Here is a 15195-nt window from a genome sequence, read left to right on the forward strand (position 1 = left end):
CCCGCCGGGGCGTCAGGCCGCTCGGCGGCCCACTGCGCCGCGGGCGATGTGGGAGAGCTTGGCCAGCTCGAAGGCGGCGTACGCGCCGCTCGCCAGCAGCGAGAACTTGACGCCCTCCCGGCCTTCCGGGCGCCGGTAGCCGTCCGGCAGGTAGGTGCGGTAGTGCTCGGCGGCGCGGTGGAAGAACTGGGGGCGCGCGGAGCGCGGCACGCAGCCGGCGAGGTCGAAGACGAAGAGGTAGTGCCGGATCATCCGGGTGAAGAGGAACGGCAGCGTGGCCTCGGTGGCCAGCTCCATGCTCCGCTCGTACTGCTCGAAGACGTCGAAGTGGCTGCAGCCCGGCGAGCCCGTCGGGTGCAGTGTGTGACGGCGGCGGATGCGCACGCACTCGCGGTCGAGCACCGCCAGGCGCTGCGCCGCGAAGAGCGTGCCGTGCACGACCGGGACCTCCTCGTAGTGGCCGTCCGGGAACTCCGGCACGCCCGCGCGCCGCAGCAGTCTGTCCCAGACCAGCGGCGGGGCGCCGAACAGCTCCGGCCACTCGGTGGCCCGGCGCACCTCCGGCCCGGCCTCGGCCAGCAGACCGGCCGCCCCGCCGGGCCAGCTGCGGCCGCCGTGCTCGCGGCTGTGCCCGAACAGCAGGACGTCCACCTCGCCGGTCTCCGCCAGCCGGTCGGCCATCGCCTGCAGGGCGTCCGGGTCGAGCAGGTGGTCACTGTCGAGGAAGAGCAGGTACTCGCCGGTGGCACGGGCGGCGCCGGCGTTCCGGGCCCGTCCGATGCCCACGGCGGCGTTCAGCCGCAGCACGTGGATGCGCGGGTCACGCATCTCGTACGCCTCGGCCATCCGCTCCGGGCTGTCCGGGGAGCGGTCGACCACCAGCAGGATCTCGAAGTCGCGGAATGACTGGGCGAGGAGCGAATCCAGGCACTCCTTGAGCTGGTCCTGTCGATCGTAGGCGGGCAGGACGACGCTGATGAGCGGCGGGTTCAGCGGGCTTGCAGGCGAGGGCATGGGCGGGAGGCTAAAAGGCGTGTACACGTCCGAGCAAAGCCGCGAACTGCCAGGAAATGCCTAATTCCGGACAGACCGATGCAGGTGTGCGCGATATCTTCACCGGTCAGTCACGGCTTGGTGACTGAGGGGCTCGTCCCGGAACGCAGAACGGCCACGCACCAGGAGGTGCGTGGCCGTGCGTTGCGTCATTCGAACCGATGGTCGGCTCAGTAGGCGCTGTGGGTCTGCCAGAACGCCCAGGCGCCGCACGGGCTGCCGTAGGTGGCGTTCATGTAGCTCAGGCCCCACTTGATCTGGGTCGCCGGGTTGGTGCGCCAGTCGGCACCGGCCGAGGCCATCTTGTTGCCCGGCAGAGCCTGGACCAGGCCGTACGCGCCGGAGGACGGGTTGGTGGCCGTCACGTTCCAGCCGCTCTCGTGCTGAATGATGTTGTTGAAGCACTGGAGCTGGCTCGCCGGGACGATCTGCGCGGCGATCTGCTGCGGGGTGCCGCTCGGCGCGGCGGGCTTGGCCGGGGCGGGGGTCGCCAGCGGGGCGCGCTGCTGCGAACGGGAGGCCGCAGCGGCCTTCGCCTTGGCGTCGGCGGCGGCCTTCGCGTCGGCAGCGGCCTTGGCATCCGCGGCGGCCTTGGCGTCAGCTGCAGCCTTCGCGTCGGCGGCGGACTTGGCATCCGCAGCCGCCTTGGCATCGGCAGCGGCCTTGGCGTCGGCGGCGGCCTTCGCGTCAGCCGCAGTCTTGGCGTCGGCGGCGGCCTTGGCCTGGTCGGTCGCGGCCTTCTGCGCCTCGTCGGCGACCGAGCCGGCCGAGCTGGTGGCGATCGACTGCGGCACGGCGGCCACGGCGGAGGGGGTGTCCTGCGGAAGGGCCAGCGCGAAGGTCGCGGAGCCGGCGACGGCGAGGGCGGCGACACCGGTGATGATTGCGTTGCGTCGGTTCTTGAGCAGCTGCATGGAGTGGGACAACCTCTTCCGTCGGGCGGGGCCGTGCACTGGGCACACGGGTATCGCGAAGCGTGTTCGGGGGAGAACAGGCCCGCGACCGTGTCGGACGGCCATGGCACCCCGGCTGTGGAGCGGGGAGGGCGGGAGAGCGCGGACGACGCCACGCTGCCTTGCGACCTGGACATCATTGGCAGACGGGCGCGGCGGGGGCAATGAGCCCTGGTACTACTGCCGGTCGTAGGCACGGCAGAGCGCCCGGTACTCAGCCAGGCGCTTCGACCTGGTCTACCCCCGCCGTGCACCCGGCAAACCTCGGGCCGTCGATTCGCCGGGATCGCTGGCCTGACCTGCGCCGTTCAGGCCGACTCCGGCGGGAGGCGACCCCCGGGGCCCGGGTGCGCCACTCGCCCTCGGGCGGCGTCGACTATCGAGGGCAGTAGTCGGGCGAAGCGGTGTGGGCGGCCTCACAGGAACCGTGCGGCCGGTTCGGCGCGCGGTGACCGGCCGGTCACCGGAATCCGACGGAAGCTGTCGGGGACGGAGGGCTCGGTCGACCGGAGGGCGTCTCGGGATCTGGATATTTTCGTCTCGTATGTCGATACGGTGTTACGGTCTCGCCCATGATCACAGGGGAGTCAGCAGTCGTACCGGCCCACCGTCGTTGGACCATGCTCGCGCTCGGCGCGGCAGGGCAGACCGCCAGCTCCACCGTGCTCTACGGCCTCTCCTACCTGATCCCCGCCGTCCGCGCGCAGTACGGCCTCTCGCTGGCCGCCGCCGGGCTGCTGGTGTCCTGCCCGGTGTTCGGCGCGCTGCTCACCCTGGCCGGGTGGGGCATCGTCGCCGACCGGTACGGCGAGCGGACGGCCCTGGTCTCCGGGGCGCTGCCCGCCGCCGCCGTCCTGGGCTGGGCGGCCACGGCCGACGGCGTGCGGCTGCTGGGCGTGCTGCTGGCGGTCGCCGGGGGCGCCGCCGCCGCGTCGATCTCCGCCTCCGGGCGGCTCGTGCTCGGCTGGTTCCCGCCGGGCCGGCGCGGCGTCGCGATGGGCGTACGGCAGGCCGCCCAGCCGCTCGGTGTCGGGCTGGCGGCGGCCCTGCTGCCGCCGGTCGCCAAGGCACACGGCGCGGGGGCCGGGTTGGCGTGCTGCGCCGTGCTGTGCGCCCTGGCCGGGCTGGCCTTCGCTGCCTTCGCGGTCGACCCGCCACGGCCCGCCCGCGCGGCGGGCAGCGCGGACGCGAACCCCTACCGGGGGCCGCAGCTGTGGCGGCTGCACGCCGCCGCCGCGCTGCTGTGCGTGCCGCAGTTCGTGGTGACGGGCTTCGCCCTGGTCTTCCTGGTCGAACACGAGGGCTGGTCGGCCGGGGTCGCCGGCGCGGTGCTCGCGGGGGCGAATCTGGCCGGTGCGGGTGTCCGGCTGCTGGCCGGCTGGTGGTCCGACCAGGTCGGCAGCCGGGTCCGCCCGGCCCGCGTACTGGCGCTGGCCACCGTCGTCGACCTGGGGCTGCTGGCCGTCGGCGCCTCCTCGGGCGTGGTGCTGGCCGCGACGGCCCTGCTGGCCGCGTCCGCTCTGACCGTCAGCACCAACGGCCTGCACAACACCGCCGTCGCCGAGTACGCGGGCCACCACTGGGCAGGGAGGGCGCTCGGAGTCCACGGCGTGGCGCAGCACGGCGCGATCGTCCTCGTCCCCGCCCTGACCGGAGCCCTGATAGCCGCGGCCGGTTACACCCCGGCCTTCGCGGTGGCGGCGCTCTTCCCGCTGGCGGCCGCCGCGCTGTTCCCGCGCCAGGCCCAGTTGGAGGTGCGGGGGCCGCGTGCCTGATGGCTGGAAGGCTGAGGCTCCGGGCGGGAGATGTTTGGGTGCCGGGTGCGGCGGGCCAGACATGGAGGATGACGGACTCTTCGCGGTTTGGTCCCTCGGCGGTCGTGGTCGCCGAGGAGGTGCGTGCGGCGCTGGCGGACGGGTTGCCGGTCGTCGCGCTGGAGTCGACGATCATCGCGCACGGTCTGCCGAGACCACGGAACCTGGTGGTGGCGGGGGAGTTGGAGGATGCCGTCCGGGCGGCGGGGGCGGTGCCCGCGACGGTCGCGGTGCTGGACGGGGTGGCCCGGGTGGGGCTGGGCAAGGACGGGTTGGAGCGGATCGCCACCGACGAGTCGCTGCGCAAGCTCGGCTTCCGCGATCTGGCACCCGCGTTGGCGACGGGCGCCAGCGGCGCGACCACCGTCTCGGGGACGGCCTTCCTGGCGGCGCGGGCGGGGCTGCGGGTGTTCGCCACCGGCGGGCTCGGCGGGGTCCACCGGGAGTACGCGAGCACGCAGGACGAGTCGGCCGATCTCGCGCTGCTGGCCCGGACGCGGATCACGGTGGTCTGCGCCGGGGTCAAGTCGATCCTGGACGTACCCGCGACCTTGGAGCGGCTGGAGACCCTAGGGGTCGCCGTGGCCGGCTACCGGACGGCCGACTTCCCCGGCTTCTACCTGGCGAGTTCGGGCTGCCCGGTCGACTGGACGCTCCGGGACGCCGAGGAGGTGGCGGCCGTGATGCGGGCCCAGGACGCCCTCGGTGGGCCGGAGTCGGCGCTGATCGTGGCCAACCCCGTACCGGAGGCAGAGCAGTTGGACCCGGCGCTGCACGACCGGGTGCTCGCCGAGGCGCTGGCCGCCGCCGCACGCGAGGGCGTCACCGGGCAGGCGATCACCCCCTTCCTGCTCACCCATCTCGTCGAACACACCCGGGGTGCCTCACTGGAGGCCAATCTGGCGGCCGTGCGTGGCAATGTCCGGCTCGCGGCGGAGATCGCCACGCGGTGGACCGGGCGGTGACGGGGGCCGGGGGGTTGCTGGTGGTCGGGGACGTCGTCACGGACATCGTCGCCCGGCATCGGGGGCCGCTGGCGCCGCAGACCGACAACGCGGCCCGGACTGCGGTGCTGCCGGGCGGGTCGGCGGCCAACGCCGCCGCCTGGGCGGCGCGTTCGGGCGCCGAGGTGCGGCTGCTCGCGCGGGTCGGCGCCGACTCTGCCGAGTGGCACCGGGCCGCGCTGCGGGCCGACGGGGTGCGGGCCCGGCTGGTGGTCGACGCCCGGCGGGCCACGGCCGTGGTGATCTGCCTGGTCGACGAGGAGGCCGAGCGCACCTTCGTCACCGACAGCGGAGCCTCGGCGGCGCTGGGGCCTGCGGACTGGGCGCCGGAACTGCTCGCCGGGGTGGCCCGGGTGCACCTCTCCGGCTACCTCTACTTCTGGGAGTCCGGACGGGAGTTGGCGGCGGTCGTGGTGGCGGCGGCCCGGGAGGCGGGGGTGCCGGTGAGCGTCGACCCGGCGTCCACCGGGTTCATCCGGCGGATGGGTGTCCCGGCCTTCCGGTCGGCGGTCGGGCGGGTCGGGCTGCTGCTGCCGAACCTCGCCGAGGCCCGGTTGCTGGCCGGGGTGGACGAGGTGAGGGCTGCAGCGGCGAGGTTGAGCACGGTGCACGGTGAGGTCGTGGTGACGCTCGGCGCGCAAGGGGCGCTGGTCGCCCGGGGCGGCCGGGTGGTCGCGCAGGTGTCCGGGGCCGTGGTCGAGGCCGTGGACAGCACCGGGGCGGGGGACGCGTTCACCGGGGCCTATCTCGCGGCGCGGCTGGCCGGGGCGGAGCCGGCCGAGGCGGCGATCGCCGGGTGCGAGGCGGGTGCGGCGGCGGTGGGCGTGGTCGGTGGGCGGCCGCCGCGGTGAAGCGTTGCTTCGGGGGCGCGGGGAACTGCGCGCTGCGGGAGGCACAGGTCCGTCTCTCCCGTTTCGCGCAGTTCCCCGCGCCCCTGGGGCTGCCTAGCGGCAGCTGTTCAGGCGGTCCAGGGTGACGTAGCCGTGGTCGGCGGCGAGCTCGTGGTCGTAGCAACTGCCGTCGGTGGAGCGGCCGGTGTAGTGCTCGGTTGCGCTGCCGTCGGCCTGGACGAGGACGCCGGACTGCCGTTCGAGCACGCCCTCGGCGGTCAGCCGGTCGTCGGTGGAGTCCAGGAGGCGCCAGTGCCGGCCCTGCTGGGCGGAGTCGGTCAGGTGGCGGGCCACGGTGGCCTGGCCCTTGACCAGGTAGCTGTCCGCCGCGCTGCCGGGCACGTAGGTGCTGGTGATGTCGATCGGGTAGGACCAGGTGCTGCGGGTGACGTCGGGGTGGCCGTTGCCCCGGGTGGTGGTGGTCTGCGTCCAGCCCTCGTCGGTCTGCGAACTCGTCTGCTGCTGCGCGCTGTTGCTGATGACGTCCTGGTTGGTGTAGCTGCCGTGGCGGTCGATCCGGGTGCTGATCCGGCCGCGTGAGGTGTCGACGTACCCGGCGACCGTCCAGTCCCGGCCGGCGGTCGCGGCGATCACGTCGCTGCCGTCCGCGCGGGTGGTCGTGGCGGTGGCGAGCTCGGGGGCGGGCTGCACGGTGTCGGTGGTGACGGCGCCCGAAGTCTGCTGCCGCCAGGGGTCGGTGGTGAGGAAGAGGCTGCCGTCGAGCGTCCAGAGGTCGCTGATCCCGGCGGGCGGCAGGAGGGTGACGGTGTGCGGCCTGCCGTCGGTGAGGGTGCCCGCGAAGGGGGTGAGGTCGACGTCGTACGGGAGGGTGCGGAAGGCGTCGATGCCGGGGATGGGCCGCCACATCAGCGGGCTGATGCCGCCGGTGTAGATGGCGGGGAAGGGCTGGACGGTGCCGGCCGTGCGGCCGTCCACCTGGACCTGAATCTCGCGGTAGGTGCCGCCGCCGCAGAGGCCGAAGTCGGGGTGCGCGGCGGCGTAGGCGTCCGGCACGTTGGCGTACCAGAACTCCTCGCAGCCGCCGCCCCGGGCGTAGACCTGGAGGTGGGCCTGCGTCAGGTTCCGGGGGAAGGTGAGGGTCGAGGTGGCGCTCTGGCCCTTGCCGAGGTTCCACCAGCCGGGGGCGGTGCTGGACTGGGAGACCGGGAGCACCTGGTCGGCGGTGTCGGCGGGCGGGTTGGCGCGGTCGGCCTGGTAGTAGGTGACCGTCATCGTCATGTGGAAGACGCCGGTGTAGGTGTCGTTGACGAGGTTGCCGAGGTCCACGACGACCGGCTGCGGGGTGCGCAGCAGCGGGGTGAAGGCGGTGATGTCGGTGTCGACGTGCCACTTGATGCCGTCGGGGTCGGGCTCGGGGGTGCTGGTGCGCAGTACCTCGGAGCCGCCGATCCAGACGCCCGCCAGCCGGTCGTACTGGCGGCCCGCGACGTTGCCGGACCAGTCGAGCACGACCTTGGACCAAGGGCCGGGGCAGTCCGGCGGCGGCGTGAGGGTGCCGGTGAAGGGCTGACCGTAGCTGTTGGCGAAGTCGTGCTGCATCGCCGTCACCGTGCAGTGCGGGGTGTTCGGCCGGGTGACGGGCGGGAGGGCGGTGACGGGGTCGGCGTAGTTGGTCTCGACCCGGCCGGACGGCTGGGCGTCCGCCCTGAGGCTGTCCGCGCTGAGGGTGTGCGGTGCCGGGGTGCGGACGCTCGCGACGGCCGGGACGGCGGGCAGGACGGTGGCGGCAAGTGCCAGCAGGGCGGCGGCACTCAGGTGCCTGAGGGGTTTCACGGGGGGGCTCCTGGGGTGGGTGTGGTCAGCCGGTGACGGCGATGCCGTCCGGTACGTTGCCGACGGTGACGGGCGCTCCGGCGGTGCCGGTGGCCGGGTCGACCGGGCGGATGTCGTTGGTGTTGGAGTCGACCGCCCACAGGGTGCGGCCGTCTGGGGAGAAGGCGAGCGCGTAGGTGCCGCCGCCGGTGGGGATCAGCGGCCCGGCGGCGCCGGTCGCGGTGTCGATCGGGGTGACGCCGCCCGCGCCGTTCGCCGCGACGTAGGCCGTCCGCCCGTCGGGTGCGACGGTGACGTACTCGGGGCCGGTGCCGACCGGCACGGTGCCGGTGACCCGGTAGCCGGCGGTGTCGACGACCGAGACCGTGCCGGAGCCGTTGTTGCTGACGTAGGCCCGGCTGCCGTCCGGTGTGAACGCGACGCCGAAGGGTGCCGCGCCGACAGCGACGGTGTGGCTGACCGTGCGGGTGGCGAGGTCTACCACGCTGACCGTGCCGTCGCCTTGGTCGGCGACCCACAGCTCCGTCCCGGCGGGGTTGACGCGCAGCCGCTCGGGTTGGCCGCCGACCTTGACCGGAGCCCCCACGGTCAAGGTCGACGTGTCGATGGGATGTACCGTGCCGTCGCCGAAGTCGCTGACCCAGACCGTCCGTTGGTCGGGCGTGGCGGCGACGTCGGCGGCGACGCTGCCGGTCTTCACCGTCGCGGTGACGGCGTTGCTGGTCAGGTCGACGACGGTGACATCGTTGCTGTTGTTGTTCGCGACGAACAGGTGCCCGGCGGCGGTGGTCATGCCGTCGGGACCACTGCCGACAGTAATCGGTGGACCGGCGTTGTGGGTCCTGGTGTCCACCGGAGTGACAGTGTTGTCACTGTAGTTGGAGACATACGCGGTGGGAATGGACTCGCCGGGCCGGGCCACCGTCACCAGCAGGTGGCTACGGGCGATGGCGGCCCCGGATGCTTCGCGTGCGGTGATGCCGAGCTGGTGGTAGCCGGTCGCGGTGCCGGCGCCCGCGGTGAGCGTGACGCTGGTGGTGGCGACGCCGCCCGCCGGGGCGGTGACGGTCGCGCCGGGCGGCTCGGCCGTCAGCCCGGCCGGGGCCTGGGACTGCCAGCTGACGGTGGCCGGGCCGCTGCCGAGGGAGTTGTCCACCCGGACGGTGACGGTCGTGCTGGCGCCCGGGGCGAGCCGGGTCTGCGCCGGGTCGGTGCCCACCGAGGCGCGGGTGGTGGGCGGGAAGGCGGGCCGCCCGGCGCCGAAGGAGGGCGGGGCGTCGGCGCGGCCGGTGCCCCAGCCGAGATCCGGAGTGGCGCCGAGGGTGAAGTCGAGCCGGTGGACGTGGTCGAGGTCGACCCAGGTGCGGGTGGTGGCGCGCCCGTCGACGCGCAGGCCGTGCACGTACGGCTGCCCGGCGCCCGCCGCGTCGACCGTCAACTCCCGTCCGTGCGGCGCGTGCAGGGTGGCGTGCGGGAAGAGCGGGCTGCCGACCACCAGCATCGGCACGCCGGGCGTCTGCGGGTAGAGGCCGAGCGCGGCCCAGACGTACCAGGAGCTCATCGCCCCGAGGTCGTCGTTGCCCGGCTCGCCGCCGGGCCCGAGGACGTACAGCGTGTCCATGATCTTCCGGACGGTGGCCTGCGTCTGCCACGGCCGCCCGAGGCTGTCGTACGCCCAGGGCGCCCCGAAGGCGGGCTCGTTGCCCTGCCAGTGGTAGGGCAGGTTGGGGCCCGCGTTGAGTTGGCCGAAGTACGAGTCGAGACGGGCGGCGGCGGCGCGGTCGCCGCCGAGGCCGTCGGCCAGGCCGCGCAAGTCCTGCGGCACCATCCAGGTGTACTGGGCGGCGTTGCCCTCCTGGAAGCCGCTCTGGCCGAACCCGCCGGTGGTCTGCACGGGTTGGCCGGGCGGGAAGGCGCCGTCGGCGTCGCGCGGGCGGATGTAGCCCGTCGCGGTGTCGAAGAGGTTCGCCCAGTTCTGCGAGCGGCTCAGGAAGCGGTCGGCGACGGCCTGTTGGCCGGTGGCGAGGGCGAGCCGGTGGACGGCGAAGTCGGCGAGCGCGTACTCCAGCGTCTCCGAGGCGCCGTTGGGGACGGGGCTGATCGAGTCCGAGCCGGTGTTGGGCACGTACCCGAGCTTCAGGTAGTCGGCCCCGTGCGGCCGTTCGACGTACCAGCCCTGGCCGGGGGCTCCGGTGCTGCTCTCGGCGCCGTGCACCATCGCCCGGACCGCGTGGGCGGTGTCGAAGCCCCGGGCGCCGAAGGCGTAGGCGCTCGCCAGGATCGGATCGGCCGCGTCGCCGTTCATGACGCCCGTGTAGCCGTTGGCCACGGGCCACTTGGGCAGCCAGCCGCCCTGGTCGGAGTCGTTGAGCAGCGAGGTGGCGATGTCGCTGGTCTCGTCGGGGGCGATCAGCGCGAGCAGCGGGATCTGCGAACGGTAGATGTCCCAGCCGGAGATGTTGGCGTATTGGGCGTGGCTCGGCGGGGCGGTGTGCACGGCGCCGTCGAAGCCCGGGTAGCGGCCGTCGGCGTCGCTGAACAGGTTCGGGTGCAGCAGGCAGTGGTAGAGCGCGGTGTAGAAGGTCGCCTGCTGGGCCCGGGTGCCGCCGGCGACGCCGATCCGGCGCAGGTAGTCGTTCCAGAGCCGCCGGGCGTGCTCGGCGACCTCGCCGACGTTCCAACTTCGGGCCTCGGCAGCGAGGTTGGCCTCCGCGCCCTGGACGCTCACGTAGCTGACGGCGACCTGCATGCCGACGCTCGCGGCCGTACGGGTGTCGAAGCCGACCCAGCCGCCCTGCGCCCAGGAGCCCGAGGTGGTGAACGGGCGGTCGAAGCGGGCCGCGAAGTGCACGGTGTAGGTGTCGGACTGGCCGCAGAAGTGGCCGCTGGTGACCGAGCCGGTGATCTCGCGGTCGCCGACGGTGTGGAAGGCGGCGCCGGAGCCGCCGTTCTGGCTGGCGGCGGTCTTGACCAGCAGCCGGGCCTGGTCGGTCGGCGGGTAGCTGAACCGGGCGAGGCCGGTGCGGCGGGTGACGGCGAGCTCGGTGCGGACGCCCCCGGCGGTGACGGCGTACGAGCCCGGGTGGGCGCTCTCCGAGGTGTGGTCGAACGGCACCGTCGCCGCGCTCGGGTCGGCCGGCAGCGCGCCGGTGAACGGGAGCACGGGGAAGTCACCCGCAACGGCGCAGCCCGGCCCGGAGAGGTGGGTCAGACTGAAGCCGGTGATCGAGGTGTCGCCGATGTCGTACCCGCCGCCGGGCGGCTTCGACGGTGTGTCGGGGCTCCACTGGAGCATGCCGAACGGCACGTCCGCACCGGGGAAGGTGTCCACCTGGCCGACCACACCCCCGCCGCTGCCCGTCCCGGCGAACGGGTCGACCAGGGCGGCCGGGTCGGCAACGGTCTGGGGTGCGGCAGCCGGGAGTTCGGCGGCCTGGACGGCCGGCGCGAGCGCGACTGCTGCGGTGACGGCGCCCGCGAGCACCAGGGCTCGTACGCGAATCGGGAGGCGGGACAAGCAACTACCCCTTCCGGCAACGACATCGGTAACAGGAGGTCAGGAGGTGCAGTCGGCGCGGTAGAGGAAGTGGGCGACGGCGGGGTCGTGCAGGTTGTCGCGGGTGATGCTCGCCAGGTTGGTCTGGATGAGATCGGTGACCGGCTTCTTGCCGATGGCGTTGGCGAGCTGGTCGACGGCCTGCTGACCGATCCCGTACGGGTCCTGGGAGATGAGTGCGTCGACGGCGCCGTTCTCCAGCGCCTGCACCTGCTGCGGGCCCGCGTCGAAGGAGACGACCTTGACCTTGCCCTGGTGTCCGGCGTTCTTGAGGCCGGTGCCGACGCCTTCGCCGGTCTGGGAGTTGGCGGTGAAGATGCCGGTCAGGCCCGGGTGCGCGGCGAGCTCGTCGCCGACGGCGGAGGCAGCGCCCTGGGCGGTGTCGCCGACCTGGCGGACGTCGACGAGCTTGATGCCCGGGTACTTGGCCGTCAGCTCCTGCTTGAAGCCTTCGATCCGGGAGTTGGTGGTGGTCGTGGTGAGATCCGGCGTGAGGACGGCGATCTCGCCGGTGCCGCCGAGCAGTTGGCCCATCGTGTCGGCGGCCTGCTGGCCGCCCTGGGCGTTGTTGGAGGAGATGTGGGTGACACCGAGCGAGGTGTCGGCCAGTGAGGTGTCGACGATCGCGACCTTCGCCCCGGCGCTCTGCAGCGTCTTGACGGGCGTCGCCAGCGAGTTGGGGTCGACGGGGGAGATCAGCACCCCGCTGGGCCGGTTTGCGGTCACGCTGTTGACCGAGCTGACCTGCTCGGGGACGCTCCAGTTGGCGGAGCCGGTGGCGGTGAAGCTGAAGCCGAGCTTCTTCGCCTCGGCGGCGGCCCCGCACTTCATCGTGATGTAGAACGGATCGCCGGTCTTTCCGGCGACGAACGCGATGCTGGTGGCCGAGCCGGAGCCGCCGGTGCTGTCGCAGCCGGTGGCGAGGACGGCGAGGCCGAGGGCGGTGGCCGTGAGGAGCAGGCGAGGGTGCATCGGGAGTCCTTGTCTACGAGCCGGAGTGAGTCAGCGCTGCCGTCTGCGGCGGCGGAGTTGGTCGGACCAGACGGCGACCACCAGCACCCCGCCGACGGCGACGGTCTGCCAGAAGGACTGCACCTGGAGGATGGTGAATCCGCTCTGCAGGACGGCTGGGATGAACACCCCGATGACGCTGCCGATCACCGAGCCGCTGCCGCCGAAGAGGCTGGTACCGCCGAGCACGACGGCGGCGATCGCGGTCAGGTTGTCCTGGGTGCCGCTGGTGAGGGTGGTGCTGCTGAAGTGCGCGAGGTTCAACACCCCGGCGAGCCCGGCGAGCAGGCCCGACAGCGCGTACACCTTGACGAGGTGACGGTCGACCCGGATGCCGACCCGCTGGGCGGCCTCGACGTTGGAGCCGATGGCGAGGGTGTAGCGGCCGAAGCGGGTCAGCCCCAGCCCGGCGGTGGCGGCGGCGACCACCAGCACGGCGATCACGATCAGCCAGGGCACGCCGAAGAGGGTGCCGCTGCCGAGGCTGTCGGCGAGCGCCGTCGGCACGTTGCCGGTGTCGACGCCGTGGGTGAGGATCTGCGCGGTGCCCAGCGCCATGCCGAGCGTGCCGAGGGTGACGATCAGCGGCGGCACCTTCGCCTTGGCGATGAGCAGGCCGTTCAGCGTGCCCCAGCCGAGCCCCGCCGCGACACCGGCGGCGGCACCGGCGGCGATCACGCCCCAGCCCGCGTGCGGGCCGCTGTCCAGCGCGTTCATCGTCTTCACCGCGACCACGCCGGAGAAGATCAGCACCGAGCCGACCGAGAGGTCGATCCCGGCGGTGACGATGACGAAGGTCTGCCCGACGGCCAGCAGCACCAGGATCGCCGACTCGGTGGTGATGCTGCGGAGTTCGAAGACGGTCGCGAAGGCGTTGGGCCGCAGGATCGAGAACACCAGCACGAGGGCGAGCAGGACGAGGAAGGTCCAGACTGTGTTCTGTCCGCGCAGGCGGGCGAACTGGCGGGCGGGCAGGGCCCGGATGCCGTTCACTGCGAGTCCTCCTCGGGGTGGGGCGTGTCGGTGGCGGGTGCGGTCTGGTCGAGTGCGCCGGTCATGGCGGCCACCAGCTCCTCCAGTGAGGTCTGCGCGGCCTCGAAGCGGGCCACCCGGCGTCCGAGCCGCAGCACCTCGACGCGGTCGGCCACCGAGAGCACCTCGGGCATGTTGTGGCTGATCAGCACCACGGCCACCCCGCGTTCGCGGACCCGGCGGATCAGCTCCAGCACGCGTTCGCGCTGCACCACGCCGAGCGCGGCCGTCGGTTCGTCCATGAACACCACCCGGGAGGCCCAGGCGACGGAGCGGGCGATCGCCACGCTCTGCCGCTGACCACCGGAGAGGGTGGCCACTGGCGCGTCCAACTCCTTGAGTTCGACGCCGAGCTCGGCGAAGGCGGTGACGGCGCGGCGGCGCATCGCCGGCTTGTCCAGCACGCCGAGCGCGCCGAGCAGGCCGCCGCGCAGCTGCTCGCGGCCGAGGAAGAGATTGGCGGCGGCGTCGAGATCAGCGGCGAGTGCGAGATCCTGGTAGACGGTCTCTATCCCGGCCGCCTGGGCATCCCTGGGCCCGGCGAAGCTGACGGGGCGGCCGGCGAGCAGGATCTCCCCGCCGTCCGGGGCGACGGCGCCGACCAGGGTCTTGACCAGCGTCGACTTGCCCGCGCCGTTGTCGCCGACCAGGGCGACCACTTCGCCCGCGTGCACGGCGAAGTCGGCGCCGTCGAGCGCCTGGACGTGGCCGTAGGTCTTGACCAACCCACGGGCTTCCAGCAGGGGTTCGGGCACAGTGCTCCTCCTCGCCTCGCGGGGCCTCGTGGAAGGACAACGTTGTCGCGGTTGGCATGTACTCATGCAAGGTTGGCTGCTGTCAAGGCTCCCGGCCGTAACTTCTGTTGCTCAAGTGCACTTGAGTAGAAGGTTTTTGACCGGACATCTGCATCGGCCGGACTACACTCCCGACAACGTTGTCAGCCGAAGGGGGCCACAGATGACCGAGGGCAGACCCACGATGAAGGACGTGGCCGCCGTCGCCGGAGTCGCCCTCAAGACCGTGTCCCGGGTGGTGAACGGTGAGCCCGGCGTCCGCACCGCGACGGCCGAGCGGGTCCGCCGGGCCGTCGAGCAGCTGGGCTTCCGCCCCAACGACAGCGCGCGGCTGCTCCGGCAGGGGCGGCGCACCTGCAGCATCGGCCTGATCGTCGAGGACGTCTCCGACCCGTTCTACTCCACGCTCAACCGGGCGGTGGAGGAGGTGGCGCGGGCGCACGGCGCCCTGCTGCTCACCGGCTCGTCGGCACAGGACCCGGAACGGGAGCGGGAGTTGGCGACGGCCTTCTGCGCCCGGCGGGCGGACGGCCTGATCATCGTTCCGACCGCCGCCGACCACGGCTACCTGGCACCCGAGATGGCGGCGGGCACAGCGGTGGTCGCCGTCGACCGGCCGGTGCCGGGGCTGGCCGCCGACACCGTCCTCAGCGACAACCGGGGCGGCAGCCGGGCGGGGGTCGAGCACCTGCTGCGGCAGGGCCACCGGCGGGTCGGCTATCTCGGCGACTCGCCGGGCATCTTCACGGCGGTCGAGCGGCTGGCGGGCTACCAGGAGGCGATGGCGGCGGCCGGGTGCGAGGTGCGGCCGTCATGGGTGTCGATGGCGCGGCCCGACGCGGTCGGCATCCGGCTGGCGCTCGACCGGATGCTGGCCGGGCGGTGGCCGGTCACGGCGCTGATGTGTGGCAACAACCGGACGAGTGTGGCGGTGCTGCGGGAGCTCGGGGCCCGGGGCGGCAGCCCGGCGCTGGTCGGCTTCGACGACTTCGAGCTGGCCGATCTGCTGGCGGTGCCGGTCACGGTGGTCGCCCAGGACGCCGTCCGGCTGGGGCGGACGGCGGCCGAGCTGTTGTTCCGCCGGATTGGTGGGGAAGTGGGGCAGCCGCAGCGGATCTCGTTGGCCACGCGGCTGGTGGTGCGGGGGAGCGGGGAGATGTGAGGTGGCATCGCCGGGGCGTCGGCCATTTACGGACTGAAGGGGCGCGGGGAACTGCGCGGGGCGGAAGGTGCGGCAGAGGTGCCTTCCGGTTTCGCGCACGCAGTTGATAAGCAGAGCCCCGCGCCCCTGTGG

At 73.2% G+C, this 15195-nt stretch carries 11 protein-coding genes; 4 read left to right on the plus strand and 7 right to left on the minus strand.

The window, feature by feature from the left end; all coding sequences use genetic code 11:
- Positions 1 to 12: 12 nt before the first annotated feature.
- Together ACR68M_RS31905 and ACR68M_RS31910 are read right to left on the minus strand one after the other, a co-directional pair.
- Entirely contained in the window at positions 13 to 1014 is a 1002-nt protein-coding gene (locus ACR68M_RS31905) for a glycosyltransferase family 2 protein (protein ID WP_441247620.1), read from the minus strand.
- A 209-nt stretch (positions 1015 to 1223) separates the two neighbouring features.
- Positions 1224 to 1967, minus strand: coding sequence for a transglycosylase SLT domain-containing protein (locus ACR68M_RS31910; RefSeq protein WP_441247621.1), 744 nt, complete (start codon positions 1965 to 1967; stop codon positions 1224 to 1226).
- A 611-nt stretch (positions 1968 to 2578) separates the two neighbouring features.
- Between ACR68M_RS31910 and ACR68M_RS31915 the strand changes: the two genes are divergently transcribed.
- The 3 genes from ACR68M_RS31915 (at position 2579) to ACR68M_RS31925 (ending at position 5675) form a co-directional block, all read left to right on the plus strand.
- Positions 2579 to 3781, plus strand: coding sequence for an MFS transporter (locus ACR68M_RS31915; RefSeq protein WP_441247622.1), 1203 nt, complete (start codon positions 2579 to 2581; stop codon positions 3779 to 3781).
- A 68-nt stretch (positions 3782 to 3849) separates the two neighbouring features.
- Positions 3850 to 4785, plus strand: coding sequence for a pseudouridine-5'-phosphate glycosidase (locus ACR68M_RS31920; protein WP_441247623.1), 936 nt, complete (start codon positions 3850 to 3852; stop codon positions 4783 to 4785).
- Positions 4782 to 5675 (plus strand): carbohydrate kinase family protein, encoded by an 894-nt coding sequence (locus ACR68M_RS31925; protein WP_441247624.1) that lies wholly within the window; start codon positions 4782 to 4784, stop codon positions 5673 to 5675. Before ACR68M_RS31920 ends, ACR68M_RS31925 begins: the two co-directional genes overlap by 4 nt.
- Positions 5676 to 5768: 93 nt before the next feature.
- Here the strand turns inward: ACR68M_RS31925 and ACR68M_RS31930 are convergent, their stop codons facing one another.
- Genes ACR68M_RS31930 through ACR68M_RS31950 form a run of 5 tightly spaced genes read right to left on the minus strand, consistent with a single transcriptional unit; the run spans position 5769 to position 13832 of the window.
- Complete coding sequence (locus tag ACR68M_RS31930) at positions 5769 to 7508, minus strand: peptide-N4-asparagine amidase (protein WP_441247625.1); 1740 nt, start codon at positions 7506 to 7508, stop codon at positions 5769 to 5771.
- 25 nt (positions 7509 to 7533) lie between these two features.
- On the minus strand, positions 7534 to 11025 hold the full coding sequence (locus tag ACR68M_RS31935; protein WP_441247626.1) for a GH92 family glycosyl hydrolase: 3492 nt from the start codon (positions 11023 to 11025) through the stop codon (positions 7534 to 7536).
- Between the two features lie 39 nt (positions 11026 to 11064).
- Positions 11065 to 12036, minus strand: coding sequence for an ABC transporter substrate-binding protein (locus ACR68M_RS31940; RefSeq protein ID WP_441247627.1), 972 nt, complete (start codon positions 12034 to 12036; stop codon positions 11065 to 11067).
- A gap of 30 nt (positions 12037 to 12066) precedes the next feature.
- The gene (locus ACR68M_RS31945; protein WP_441247628.1) at positions 12067 to 13068 is read right to left on the minus strand and encodes an ABC transporter permease; all 1002 of its coding nucleotides are present in this window, start codon (positions 13066 to 13068) and stop codon (positions 12067 to 12069) included.
- Positions 13065 to 13832, minus strand: coding sequence for an ATP-binding cassette domain-containing protein (locus ACR68M_RS31950; protein WP_441251771.1), 768 nt, complete (start codon positions 13830 to 13832; stop codon positions 13065 to 13067). Before ACR68M_RS31950 ends, ACR68M_RS31945 begins: the two co-directional genes overlap by 4 nt.
- Before the next feature lie 232 nt (positions 13833 to 14064).
- Between ACR68M_RS31950 and ACR68M_RS31955 the strand changes: the two genes are divergently transcribed.
- Positions 14065 to 15063, plus strand: a complete 999-nt coding sequence (locus ACR68M_RS31955) for a LacI family DNA-binding transcriptional regulator (RefSeq protein ID WP_441247629.1) — start codon at positions 14065 to 14067, stop codon at positions 15061 to 15063.
- Positions 15064 to 15195: the final 132 nt, after the last annotated feature.

Source organism: Kitasatospora sp. McL0602 (assembly GCF_052076145.1).
Classification (GTDB): domain Bacteria; phylum Actinomycetota; class Actinomycetes; order Streptomycetales; family Streptomycetaceae; genus Kitasatospora.